Origin of the sequence: Algibacter sp. 2305UL17-15 (assembly GCF_040720935.1) — a bacterium.
In the GTDB taxonomy this organism is placed as follows: Bacteria; Bacteroidota; Bacteroidia; order Flavobacteriales; family Flavobacteriaceae; genus Jejuia.
The window spans coordinates 1-13,771 of record NZ_JBFDAE010000013.1 but is presented as its reverse complement, the minus strand read 5'-3'; the positions used below and the strand labels follow the sequence as shown (position 1 = coordinate 13,771).

Sequence of the window (13,771 nt, the reverse complement as noted above, 5' to 3'; positions counted from 1 at the left end):
ATGTTATTAATAACCAGGGTTTTGATTTAAAAGCCCCTTACTTAAATTAACTTCTCTTGATGGAATGGGTAACAGTAAGTCTCTAGCACTAAAGCTATATCCGTTTTCTACAGAGTGAGCACTCAACACAGCATCAGCAACTCCAAATCTTAACAAATCAAAGAAACGCTGATTTTCAAAAGCCAATTCTACTCTTCTTTCCAATAATAATTCATCTTGTGTTATAACTCCATCAGCATCATCAGCTAAACCGGCACGATTTCTAACAGCGTTGAATGAGCTTAACGCATCAGTAGTATTAGCATTACCGGTCCCTGCCATAATAGCTTCTACATGCATCAACAATACATCGGCATAACGTAATACGATCCAATCATTACCTGCAAGACGCGCATTAGTACCATAAGGGAAGTCAGGATTTGTAAAGTCGGTGCCTTGAGGCAAAAACTTTGCCACTTCGGCGTCTTCCGGCGCAGGCAATCCTGTTTCAGAATCAATTAATTCTGCATCATCCCCAAAAGCTATATACGAAACTGCTGTTCTGTTCCCTCCGTTCGCATTAAAAGCATCTACCAAATTAAGGTTCACTATGTTTAACCCATCTTGTCTTCCTTGACGTATAAAAGAGGTGAATTCAGACGAGAATCCTTGACTTTCATTTGGTTCTGCAAACTCATATCGAATAACGAACATAACTTCGCTGTTCATTTCATTATAAAACACATCGTTAAAATTAGTTTGTAAACTAAAACTTCCATCCGCAATAATATCTTCACACAAACCTTTAGCACCACTATAGTTAGGTGTTGGTTGCGATAAATACACTTTTGCTAAAATGCCTTGTGCTGCTGCTTTTGAAGCTCTAGCTTTATAACTATTGTCTAAATTAGCAATGGCTTCTTGTAAGTCTGCAACAATTTGTGCATAAACTACCGATTTAGGCACTCTGGTAAAAAGTAGTTCATCTTCATTGGACTCTGCTACGGCAGTTACCAATGGTACACCACCTATAGCATCATTATCGCTTCCATACAGTCTAATCAAATTAAAATAAGCATAAGCTCTTAAAAATTTAGCTTCAGCTGTATATTTTGCAATATTTTCTGCATTTGCAGCAGCAACATAATTAATAATACTATTTGCCCTAAAAATAATTTCATACATAGATTGATAATAATCTTCAGATTGTATGTTGTTTGCATCTGTTACATACCTATGAAAATCAGCTCTTGACCCTTCTAGTGTAGCACTTCTTGTATTGTCTGAGCGATGCTCGGTTAAAAGGTACTCAAATTGCACTCCTCTATTAAAACTGGAGTTACTCGATTCTGTATTTTCGTTCACACCTTGTATGGCATCGTAAATTCCATAAATCCCAGCCAGCACATCTTCATCTGATTGAAAGAAACCATCAGCAGCAATAGCAGTATCTGGTAGTGGGTTTAAAAACTCATCTGCATCACAAGAAATAAGCATCATTCCTGTTAATGCAACAATTAAATATTTTATATTTTTTAAATATTTCATGATTACTTCTTTTTAAGATTAAAAATTAAGGTTTAAACCTACTGAATAAGTACTAAACAAAGGTGTACCTGCTCTTTGAGAACCATAAGTTATAGGTGTATTATTATTGTCAATAAATTCTGGATTAAAACCATGATAGTCATCAGAAGTAATGTATATTAAATTCTGACCAGAAGCATATAACCTTAATGATGAGAGTCCTAATTTTGATATAATATCCTGTGGTAAGTTATAACCAATATTTACGTTACGTAATGAAAAATATCCTGAATTTTGAACGATATCGTCTGTAAAGATCTTTGGTTGAAGAAAAGAGACATCAGGAATTGTTCCATTAGCCACTAACTGTTCTGGAGCCCCATCTAAAGTAGCACCACTAAAATGATAGAAATATTGATCTCCAACGTTTCTTATTTGCGCCCCTTGACTTCCTTGAAACATAAAAGAAAAATCTAAGTTTCCAAATTTAAATTCGTTTGTAAAACTCCAAACAATATCTGGATAAGGATCTCCTAAAATGGTCTTATCATCATCTGTAATTAAACCATCTCCATTTAAATCCTTAACAATAATATCCTCGGCTTGTCCATTAATTCGGTTATAAGGCGTATCCCAATATTCAGTTGATATTTCTGTATCAGCCACAAAACCATAAAAAGAAGAAATGGGATTGCCAACCAAGTTTATCCATTGGGTATTTCTATCAAATCCATCTACTCCAAGATTTCCATTGTCGTTACCAAAATCAAGTAATTTATTTTTATTGGTTGATGCTATTAAGGTTGAACTCCAAGAAAATTTCTCATTGGTAACATTTCTCGTCCTTAACTCAAGTTCCCATCCTGTATTTTCTACTTTTCCTTTGTTTACAATTCCTGCACCAAATCCGGTAACATAAGAAACATCCTGATTTAACAATAAGTTATCACTAGTTTTCACATAGTAGTCTAATGACCCTGTTATCCTATTGTTTAAAAAACCAAAATCTACACCAGGGTTAAGTTGCTCTGAAGCTTCCCATTGCAATAGTGCATTGGCAATATTTCTTGGAGAAAAACCTGAAGCAATAGCACCATCATCCGTAATGGCATTGGTACTTTGTAAAAGTGCCAAATAAGGCCAAGTATTAGTTAAACCATCTCCTACGTTAAAGTTTTCAGAACCTGTAAGACCCCAACTAGCTCTAAACTTTAATTTACTTAGAAAATCACTATCACTTAAGAAATCCTCATTGTGCGCATTCCAACCTACAGATACTGCAGGGAAGTTACCCCACTTAGAATCTATACCAAAAACCGAACTACCATCTCGTCTAATTGAAGCATTAAATAAGTATTTATCTGCGTAAGCATAAGTAACCCTCCCAAAATAACCAATCTTTCTTATTTTTAGATTGATTTCGCCATCTGCTGGTTTGGTAATAGTTGTTGCTCCTTGTAAGTTTTTAAGCAAATCATTAGTATATCCAGAACCGTTAACCGTACTAATTTCATCATTTCTCTTTTGAAAAGTCGCACCCGCCAATAGACTAATTTCATGATTGCCTATTTGTTTATTATAAGATAAGGTATTGTCTGAAATCAATCTCGATCTAAATCTATTTCTCAGCTCGTAAACTGCTGGGTTTGAATGATGATGTTCACTACCATCCCATCTTGTTCTTTTCTCATCTTCTAAAGTAACACCAAAACTTGTTTTTGCTGTTAATCCCTCAATAATCTCATAACTTAAATAAGTAGAACCTAATACTTTCGTCTCATACTCATAATGCTCTCTTTCAACATATTGTGCAAAAGGGTTTTGATCTCCTGAGGTACGTGGCGTTGTACTACTACCATCTCCATTTATGTCCAATTCATCTAAATGGTCTTCTCTAAAATAATCTCCTATTCCAACATTTGGATACGCATCCCTATCTATAAACTGAAGCGTTTCTGCTGTATGATAAATAGGTAACCAAGGCGATTGTCTTATAGGATTATGAATAGATGTCGGTAATCGTCTTTGTTTTGAATAAGAAGGTGTAGCACTCAATCCAAATTTAAGCTTATTGGTTAATTTGGAATCTACTTTCAATTTTCCAGAATATACCTTGTAGTCATCTGTTATTACAACCCCTTCATCGTGAAGATATCTTAAAGCCACACTAAATTTTGTATCTTTAGTACCGCCTCTTGCAGAAAGCGAGTGACTTGTAATAAAGCCTCCATCAAAGAAAACATCTTGCCAATCTCTATCAATACCAGTTGCTTCTATAAGTTTTAGTGCGTACAAGTTACTATTAGAAATGGAACCAGTCTCAGCCAATTCTTTAGCTGCCCAATCGGTAGCATTTCTCTTATAATCATCACTCCCGAAAGCCTCTTTATAACCCGTGTAAGCGTCATAGTTAAATTTTGTTTTTCCTTCTTTTCCCGTCTTGGTTGTAATTAGAATAACCCCATTAGCTCCTTCACTACCATAAATAGAAGCAGATGCGGCATCCTTTAAAATCTCAAAAGATTCAACATCATTCATATCTAGAGTTCCAAGAAAGTCAGAATCTACTATAATACCATCAACCACAATGGCTGGACCTGATGCTCCGGTTACGGATCCTACACCTCTAATAGTAATAGTGGGAGCTCCACCCGCTTCTGCATTGGTGGATTGAATATTTACACCAGATACTTGACCAATAAGAGCATCATCTACCCTTGCTACCGCTATTTGGTCCAAGGTTTCGTTAACAACTTTGGATATTGACCCAGTAACTGTTGATTTTTTTTGAGTACCGTAACCTATAACAACAACTTCGTCCAATTGAGCTAAGTCTTCTGCTAATGAAATATTTATTGCTGCTTGATCTCCCACAATTCTGGTTTGTGCCACAAAACCAATGTAAGAGAATTGTAATACTTCTCCTTTATTTACTTGTATTTGATAGTTGCCATCAAAATCAGTAGTAGTACCTCTTGAAGTATTAAGTACAATAACATTAACACCTGGTATAGGAATGTTGTCTGTTGCAGACACAACTGTACCTTTAACCATAGTGCCATTCTGGGCAATTAATACAATATTGAAAAACAATATTGCAATTAGCGTTAGCTTAGTTTTTAAATTCATAATTAGTTTTTTTATGTTTAAATTGTAAATCTTAATTAGTATTGCTCTTATACTAACCATGTGATCGAAAGAATTCAACCATCATTAATTACTTCACAAAAAACCGAACCTTCAATTAAATTTTGTAATTTTGAAGAATACAAGTTTATTGTTAAGCAATAGCTTGTTCTTAATTTTACTTCCCTCCTAAAAGAAGTAAATGATTCTAAAAGGATAGGCGTGCACCTATCCTTTTTTTGTGCTAATTTTTCATATTGAGTTAATGTTTTGTGAAGCGTTATACATCTAGTTAGTTGTTGTTTTATTTGGAAAACCAAACTGGTTTACCAAATTGGTTTTCCAAATATATGCTAATTTTTTGTTAAAACAAATTAATTTTGAATTTTAACACTTTTATTATTTAAAATCCTAGTGAATTGGGGCTAACAGATTTTTTCTTATGACTCTTTATCTCCAAAATAAGATACTCCACCACCACTTAAAAAATCTTCTCTTACCGGACTAAACGTATCAATCAGTATCCCTTCTTCCAAGCAAACGGCGCTATGCAATAAATTAGGCTCAATATAGACTCCGTCTCCTGCTTCCACAATTTGCTTTATGCCATCAATTTCAAATTCAAATTTACCTGATACACAATAGGTAGCTTGCGTGTGAAAATGTTGATGAGGGGAACCCAATGCTCCCTTATCAAATTTCACCTTTACCATCATGATTTGGTTATCGTAACCTAAGAACTTTCTTGATACGCCGCCACCAAGTTCTTCCCATTCCATGTCTTTTGTGATGACGTACTTTTCACTAAATCTTTTCATAATTTATAATTTATTTGTTTTTATTTAAAATAATAAGCACCTGTAAACTGGTAGTCTTTATCTTTAATTTTTACGTTGTGTGTTGCTACTTTGGAAGCATTTCTGTTAGCAATTATAAACAGTTTAGTATTACCATTTACAGTCGTTATTTCAATTGCTGTATATAGGTCCGAATCCAGAACGACCTTTAATTCTTTGATATTACTGTTTGAGTTTACCGCAGATTCTGTAACCGGACTGTAGCTTCCGTGTGACTCGATTACAGATGCGAAGGTTGTACTTTTAGCATGCCTTCTTATTATAAAAGCGGGCTCTCTTCTTAAATTAAACTCTGGGTCTTCTGCTCCTATTCTTGCTAAAATTAAATTATCTGTAGCATCGGATGTAGTTGTTATGGTATAGAATTTATCATGGTTTAACCATGAAAACTTTGCATTAGTTGATGCTGGTTTGCCTTCTGCTTCCTTCCATAAATGTTGGTAACCGAACGATTTTCCCAAAGGTTTCAGTTCTGAAGGCACTTTATATTCAAAATCGGTTTTCATAATTTGCCCTAAATAGTAATATGGAAAATCGTATTGGTTTTTATTTTCCGAATTTATATTCATTATATCTACTACAAAAGGTTTTTCAAAATCTTCATCTTTAATAATTGCAAACGTTCGATGCATTTGGGTACCAGGATATGCATTCGCTTCTTTTGCACTTACTATCTGAACGTGTGGATTTGTAGCATCATAAAAATGTAATTCAGAATGATATTTACTACCTACTTCATATTTACCTCCAAAATGGCTCACCTCATTTTGTGTTAGGGTATTATGTGCTATGGTTTGTTTCGCCCATGTTTTATTTTCTTTTAAATAATTACCGCCACCTTTTTGCTCGATATTTACAAATCGTGCCAAACCATAATCCTGGATAACCTCTTCTCCATCTTCATATAGAGAAAAGGACAACTTATCGTAATGGCCATGACTGGATCCTTGTCCAGTATATTTAAAAACTAATTCAATAGCTTCCTGTCGCAACACAGCAACACCACCTTGTTTTCCATTTGGTCCATCAGAAAGGTTAATGGATTTTTTACGGAAAGGCTCGGTTTTACCATTTTTAATACCGAGCGCTACTGCCAGACCGGAATCGTCTAATAAAACGCGATCTTGAGCCAGTGCTATTGCTAACAAACCTGGATCTTGCGTCCCAAAATGATACGAAATATCTACTGCGGTAACCAATGCACTTGTGTAATAAGACATTCCTTTTTGACCATCGTTAAGCGGAAAAAAATCGCCATCTGCATCCGATAAATTTAATAAGGCATCAATAGATTTTAACAGTACACCTTCTTTGTATTCAAATATTTTCAATTCTGGTTTTACGTTATGTAATCCTTCAGCAAAAATTAAAAAAGGGTACATAGCGTAACGTTGGTAGTATGGGCCTTCGTTGTAATAACCATCTGGCGAAAAAGGTTCTTCTATATTTGCTAAAAAACCAGCTTTTCCATCTTTATTTAAAAACCCACCATCATCATCTTTTGCGGTTTTATCTAAGTTTACCCCTTTAATTCCATATAGAGCACGATCAATTAATTCTTCATCATTCATCACTAAACCAATCATGCCAACTGCTGCATTTCCCCAAGTACTATGATTGTGGACTCTTTGGTAAAATTGTGGATTGCCAATTGAAATAAAATCTGCAAATGGTCTAAATAAATTAGTTTCTAGCGTATGGCGCTCTTCTTCAGATAAGTAATTATAAATACAATCATAAGCCTGACTTACGTAAACCAACCAGTTGGAATCGTTTAAACATTGCCAGAATAATTTACCTCTTGCATACGATCTTGTTTTTGGATGCACAGGTAATGTTTTATATAGTGCTTCATATTGCATTAACATGTCTTTTACATATTTCGCATATTTTTCATCATCTAAAATTTGATACAACACACCAGCCTTTTGTAACACTACCATATTACTTTTATGACGAACATGTGTGTATCCACCAGAATAATCTACTGGTATTGGCACTTCAATCCCTAACGCTATTTCGGCATCAACCTCTTCTTTTGTGTTTTCTAAAGATGTATCGAATATGGGAATACTCCCCAAATGGGATTTAATTTTTTCAACGCCAGATTTTGTTAAAATCAAACTAGGATGACCTTGATTATCCGATTGGTCTTTATCTATTTCAACAGGTTTTTCTTTACAAGAAAACACTATAAAAAACATAGCCAAGAGCGTAATTTTAATTTTTGAATTCATATTAATTATTAAAAATTAGTCCTAAAATCTAATTAATATATACTTTTACATTCAAGGAGTTTTTAGAAAGCACATATGTATCAGTTTAAAAACAAGATAAAATCTCTATAGTTTTTTAGGTTTTATTTTTGTCTTTACCAATCTGAACCTGATATTATTCAATAAAAAACCGTATCATATTGACTACTACTCCTAGTAAAACATATCATAAACAGTAACTTTTTTTGTTTCAAAGTGAATTGAATAAAATTGGTTTACCAGATTGGTTTACCAAATATACATGATTTTTACGACACACCAAAATTATATGGAGATTTAACATAAAACCATGCGCATTGGATATAAAAAAATAGTGTTGTTCGATAAAAAGCAAAAGACCCTTCCGGCCGGTAGGCGTTGCGCTGTAGGAGACAAGACATTTGTATCCGATAAAAAAATTATAGAAACCTTTCAACCACTTACTAAATAAGCGATTTTTAAGATGTCGCCTCGATAGGGCTTATTTTTTAAGTTCTTCTTTTGCTACAAATATTCCATGCCTATGGGAATTTTTTAGCTCCATAGCTCCGTAATCTTTATAGACCGAAGCAAAAAAATGTTAGAAAGCACATAGGAGCGAAATTTAATCGGACAATGGTAAATTAAAAAAACACTTGAGCATGTTTTATAAACTTTTATTCCCTTTTGGCACAATAGTTTAAGTTATTCACTCTTCATTTATCGGTGGCGAACCAGAACCTAAAGTAGCGTCTTTAAACCATACTTCTGCATAACTTCCATTTGCGTACTGCTTTGCTATATCACCACCGTAAGTTTCTGATTTAGTAGTCTTTCCGTTCGCCTGATTATAAGCGCCTTGCTTAAAATATTGTAGTTCACCTGCATAGGCAGTATCACGCTCAACACCGTCTCGTCCTTTTGCAGCATATAATTTCAATACCTGTTGGGGAATATCTGATTTTTTTTCGAAATCTGATTTCAACAAGTTTTTTGTAAATTTCTTAGCGCAGTGACCATCACTTGTAAAAGTGAGATACATCATCCCTTTATAAACATTTACTTCATAACTAAACGTTTCATTTAATGTAATACCATCCTCGGGTTCTTCAGGATAAGACGTTGGACTTGTCCCAACAACAGAAAAATCATATCCCCAAACGGCTGTGGAATAATCCCATCTTCCAGAGTTATCTCCTTCTGTATTGATTTCGTAATTCCAAAAAACTGACCCTTTTTTGTGTACTGGGAATTTTTTATAAAAGATTTTAAGTGGTTCATTTTCATGACCTTCATCACTATGAATTTGACCAACAACAACAGAATAAGAAGATGAAACATCTGCATTTCCAGTAGTTGAAACATGCATTACTTTCAAAGTACCGGTTAATTTACCTCCTTCTTCTGGAACCCAATGTTTCTTTTCTCCTAATTCTGTTCTGGTATTGCTTGAAGTTCTTGACGTAACGCCAGAATTTGGTGTTTTGTAAACCACCCAATCTGTATCTTCATCACTTTCTACATAAAAGAAATCGGCTTTTTGAAAACCAACTAAGTCTTCAGATTTTGTTCCATCTCCTAAAAGGATTTTCCATTTATCCATAAATGGAATGACGTCACTAGGGAATTTCACCTGTTCTTTTATTTCGCTTTTTTCAGATGTACTTGATTCCGTTTTTGAATTATTTTTACATGAAAAAACTGTAAAAACTGTGATTATAATGATTAGCGATTTCTTCATTTTAAGCTTTATATTAGATTTTATGAGATTCCTGTCTGCGCAGGAATAAATTAATACATTAGTGTCATCACTAAGTTTTCTTCTGTCTTAATTTGTCCCGAATTAACTATTGTATTTTCTGATTCCACATTGTTTTTTGCACCCCAAAGAATAGAAACAAATTTTACCTTATTGTTTTTAAATGTGTTATTATTAATGTTCACATTTACAATTCCGTTATGGTTTAGTAGTCTTTTGTTTTTCTCTTTGGCTCCACAATTTGTAAATGTGCTATTGGTTACCAAAAGGTTTCCTCCAATTGTAGATTCATCATAACCACCTCTATAATAATCAACAACATTTTGTTTTACGTTATTAAAATTACAGTTATTAATGGTTAAATATTCGGTGTTATAATCGCCTTTGTCGTTTGTTTCTTCTGATAGTTCTATACCATTTTCGCAGTCATAAAATAATGAACTTTCGAAAGTAATTCGTTCTGAAAATGTTTGTTTATAGGCTTTTAAAATATAGTTAAAGTTGCTTATTTCGCATCCTGAAACTGTTAGTCCAAAATGATTCGACATGTTTTCTTTTAAACTTGCAAAGGCGTAATTTGAAGTGTTTCCTTTAAGAATTAAGTTATTTACAGTTAACTTACCTTTTGGATTTAATTCAAATAATGGTGTATTATCATCTCCGGAAAAATTGATTTGTGCTTTGCCATCACCTTGAGTTTGAATGGTAATTGTTTTATTAATTACTAATGATTTATTTAAAATAAAAACACCTTCTTTTAATGCTATAATGTCACCATTATTGGCTTCATTTATTTTAGTTTGAATATCTTCTACTCTATTAACAACATGAGTTACAGGTTCTTTCACTTCTATTTCATTTGAAAACCAATCGGCACCGTATTTGGATTTATCTAATATATTAGGGTTCTCAACATCTGCATTTATAACGGCTCCTACTCTATTATTATTTGCTCTTGAATTTCCGAATAAATCTTCTGTAATTGTCTTAAAATCAAAACCAATGTAAGGTTTTACTGTATCTGGAATTCCTGTTGGAATTTTAATGCTCTCTGAAATATTTTTCAATTGTAACGAAGCTGCTTGAACACCTCCATCATAATTTTTAAATGCCACACCTTTATTATCAATTACGTTACTTTTAAAAAGAACACCATCAGCTTTATCGTGTTCAATAACAAGAAATTTATCGCCATTATCGTTATAAATAATATTATTTGCAACTATGGTTCTAATAGGTCTTGCTGAACGAATTTCAGATAGAGGCAACACATCCTTTTGAGCAATATTTGTACCTACTCCAAATTGCCAAGGCGACCTGCAGTTAACATATGTATTATAAGCTACCACGACATCGGTTACTTGGTTATATCGATTTAGAGGCGATTTTGGAATACCGTTCATAACAGCCAACGGGCTTCTAAAATTTTCACCAATAATATTATAGAAATAGTTATTTACAATCCAATGTCCTGTATTTACAATTCTGATACCTCCGTAATTTTCATTTATGCCGTCACCTATAAAATAGTTCCCATCAATCATTGCATAATTGCCGTGTCGTGTTACTACTGAACCTTCACTTTTGTAAAACACATTGTTTTTAATTTCGTTGAAATTAGTTTTACTAGAAATAATTTCAACTTCGCCATTACATGCTTCAAACAAGTTATTGGCAATAGTTGTATGGCTTGGACTCATAGATGTAAAACTACTTCCTAACTGAATTGTTTCACCTCTTGCACCACCTTTTCGAGGTCGAGGCCCAAAATGGTTATTTACAATTTTATGATAATTTCTTATGCTTTGATTTCCTTTTAAGTCAACCCTAATTGTTGGGCCTCCGTTTGTTTTTCCAGCAATATAACAATGGTCTAATTGATTGTGCCTTCCATAAAACTGCACCCAAAGATCATCATTATCTCGTTGAAGTTTATTAAAGTCTGTAATAACACAGTTTGTTACTTTACAGTTATTTGCTATCATATTTTCATCTATTCTGAAAGCTATTACATTTTCTGATGGCGAATATCCATTTCTAAAATGTAAGCCACTAACGACTAAATAGTCACCACCAAAAGCTAAGTTTGAAATACCCTCAATAAATACTTTACCTGGAGTTTCTGCGCTTAAAGTTATTGGGTTTTCTTTTGCGCCTTGTGCTAGAAATTTAATTTCTACATCTTTCCAAATACCATTGTTTAAAATAATATGATCTCCTGCCTTACTATTTTCAATAGCCGTATTGAGCTCATCGATATTAGTTACTTTAACACTATTTATTTGCACTTGTTGTTTACAATTCGCTAATAGCAAGACTAAACTTAAGATAAATATGATTTTTTTCATTTGATTGTTTTTTATTTTATCTTTCAAATAGATATAAATTATTAAGCTTGACTCCAGAGTTCTTGAATTCTATTTAAGTCAATTTTCATGGCATCAAACACCACTTTTTTATCTATAGATATATAACTATGTCCTTTTTCTGCTCCTCCCAAATCGTATTCAAGATGAAGTGAAACAGGTGGTTTTAATTTATAATGTTTAAGTAACTTAAAATATTTATCAAAATCAACCATGCCTTCTCCGATTGGAACGTTAACAGCTTCCCATTTGCCATTAATTTTACCCCATTTGTAATCTTTCAATACAATTACTTTAATATTTGGATGTAAAAGTTGTAATCCGTTTTCCCAAGAAAATCCGCCTTCAGCCATAGCATGGCGAATATCATATTGAACTCCAAAATATTCTGGGTTAACAGTTTCAATAATTTTCTTTAACTCCCAAAAAGAAGCGCCTACATTTTTACCGGCATGATTTTGATAACATCCTATAAGTCCTAACTTCTCGTTAATATTACCTAATTTATCTATTTCTTTCTGATACACCTTTAATGCATCTAACATAGATTTCCCTTCAATGTATTTAAACCAATTGGTTCTATAATATTCTATACCACATTTAGAAGCGCTTTGTAAGATGTCGATATCCAAAGTATTAGTTACGCTCTCAATACTTGTTGTAATCATTTTACAACTGGAACCGCCTTCTTTAATTTCTTGAACGGCTCTTGGAAGATCGGTTTTTACCGATTCTGGCAGCACGTGTCCTCTTGGTCTAACCGTTAAGTCCACTCCTGAAAAACCCATTTCTGCAGCCATTTCTCCGGTAGTCTTATAATCTAGAAACTGCAAGTGTTTAGAAAAAATATTGACATCTAAACGTGCCTCATTAAAACTTCCTTTAGACACTTGGTAAGGAAATATCGAAAAAGGCAGCAAACTTGCTGCGCATACCGTTTTAAAAATAAAATTTCTTCGTGTTGTCACTTATGTTTTTCTTTAACTTTAAATATAACTGACTAAATAGCTTGTTCTCTAAGTCACTTTTAAAATAATCTGCAATTAGTTATTACATATTCAAAAAAAGCCTTTTAACACTTAAAAGGCTTTAATAATCAAACTAACTCAAACTACTCAATAATTATTTTTTTTTAAACTAAATTTTCTACATCGCCTTTTGGTTTCAATACATAAACACCTCTGCTCAAATCTGAAATATTTAAACTGCAATTAATTAAATTCTTTTCAGAAATTACTTTTTTACCAAAACCGAAGTTTAGTGCACCATAAAAATGCCATGAAAAAAGAGGTATTGATTTACCCAATATGAGAGCGCAAAATAAAAGGGGATTTGTTTTCATAATATAAAATGTTTCTCTCAATTCTTTTACATTAATTATAAATGATTATTTTTTGGTTTTCCAATCTGGTAAACCAATTTGGTTTTCCAAATATAATTATTATTTTGTATTCTCCAAATAATTTTAACAAAAAACACTAGAAATGACTAAACTATCGAAAGAATTAAGAGAAAAACTTCAATTAATAAGTACTGCAACCATAGCTACATTTTTATATAAAAGAGGATTAAGGAATCAATTTATTAAAAACGATATTCTTTAGTCTTTTGAAAAAAACATGGTTGGAGAAGCTTTTACATTAAGGTATATACCGGCTGGAGAAGACTTAAATCCTGCTAACGTATTTCGAGATCCAAATTCATCATGTACGGAAAGGCCATGACATAAAGTTAAATGGTGGTAGGTTTGATGACTGAATCAAATGGATTCCTTTTCAATTGGAATTGGAGGACAAAGATTGGATCAAGTCAAAAAGTTGTGTGTGAATTGGAATAAGATTCCGATTTTTGTTTAAAAAAAGAACCTTGGACAATTATCTAGACTTACTCAAACTTATCTTACCTGAATTTCTGATCAATCAT

8 protein-coding genes are annotated in these 13,771 nt (G+C 33.1%); all 8 read right to left on the bottom strand.

What is annotated here, in order from left to right:
* Positions 1-6: 6 nt before the first annotated feature.
* Positions 7-1,527 (bottom strand): RagB/SusD family nutrient uptake outer membrane protein, encoded by a 1,521-nt coding sequence (locus ABXQ82_RS13925; protein WP_367060851.1) that lies wholly within the window; start codon positions 1,525-1,527, stop codon positions 7-9.
* Between the two features lie 18 nt (positions 1,528-1,545).
* Entirely contained in the window at positions 1,546-4,635 is a 3,090-nt protein-coding gene (locus ABXQ82_RS13920; RefSeq protein WP_367060848.1) for a TonB-dependent receptor, read from the bottom strand.
* Positions 4,636-5,072: 437 nt separating this feature from the next.
* A complete protein-coding gene (locus ABXQ82_RS13915; protein WP_367060845.1) occupies positions 5,073-5,450 on the bottom strand; it encodes a cupin domain-containing protein in 378 nt (125 codons plus the stop codon).
* 20 nt (positions 5,451-5,470) lie between these two features.
* Positions 5,471-7,726 carry an alginate lyase family protein gene (locus ABXQ82_RS13910; protein ID WP_367060842.1) on the bottom strand — a complete coding sequence of 752 codons (2,256 nt, stop codon included), beginning with the start codon at positions 7,724-7,726 and terminating at the stop codon, positions 5,471-5,473.
* 706 nt (positions 7,727-8,432) lie between these two features.
* Positions 8,433-9,464: a polysaccharide lyase family 7 protein gene (locus ABXQ82_RS13905; protein WP_367060839.1), complete on the bottom strand. Its 1,032-nt coding sequence runs from the start codon at positions 9,462-9,464 to the stop codon at positions 8,433-8,435.
* A gap of 50 nt (positions 9,465-9,514) precedes the next feature.
* Entirely contained in the window at positions 9,515-11,830 is a 2,316-nt protein-coding gene (locus tag ABXQ82_RS13900) for a chondroitinase-B domain-containing protein (RefSeq protein ID WP_367060836.1), read from the bottom strand.
* 41 nt (positions 11,831-11,871) lie between these two features.
* Positions 11,872-12,816, bottom strand: coding sequence for a sugar phosphate isomerase/epimerase family protein (locus ABXQ82_RS13895; RefSeq protein ID WP_367060833.1), 945 nt, complete (start codon positions 12,814-12,816; stop codon positions 11,872-11,874).
* A 164-nt stretch (positions 12,817-12,980) separates the two neighbouring features.
* Positions 12,981-13,190, bottom strand: a complete 210-nt coding sequence (locus tag ABXQ82_RS13890) for a hypothetical protein (RefSeq protein ID WP_367060830.1) — start codon at positions 13,188-13,190, stop codon at positions 12,981-12,983.
* Positions 13,191-13,771 lie beyond the last annotated feature (581 nt).

Coding starts and splice junctions, on each gene's coding strand:
- ABXQ82_RS13920 (WP_367060848.1), bottom strand. CDS start 4,635: ATGAATTTAAAAACTAAGCTAACGCTAATTGCAATATTGTTTTTCAAT.
- ABXQ82_RS13925 (WP_367060851.1), bottom strand. CDS start 1,527: ATGAAATATTTAAAAAATATAAAATATTTAATTGTTGCATTAACAGGA.
- ABXQ82_RS13910 (WP_367060842.1), bottom strand. CDS start 7,726: ATGAATTCAAAAATTAAAATTACGCTCTTGGCTATGTTTTTTATAGTG.
- ABXQ82_RS13915 (WP_367060845.1), bottom strand. CDS start 5,450: ATGAAAAGATTTAGTGAAAAGTACGTCATCACAAAAGACATGGAATGG.
- ABXQ82_RS13900 (WP_367060836.1), bottom strand. CDS start 11,830: ATGAAAAAAATCATATTTATCTTAAGTTTAGTCTTGCTATTAGCGAAT.
- ABXQ82_RS13890 (WP_367060830.1), bottom strand. CDS start 13,190: ATGAAAACAAATCCCCTTTTATTTTGCGCTCTCATATTGGGTAAATCA.
- ABXQ82_RS13905 (WP_367060839.1), bottom strand. CDS start 9,464: ATGAAGAAATCGCTAATCATTATAATCACAGTTTTTACAGTTTTTTCA.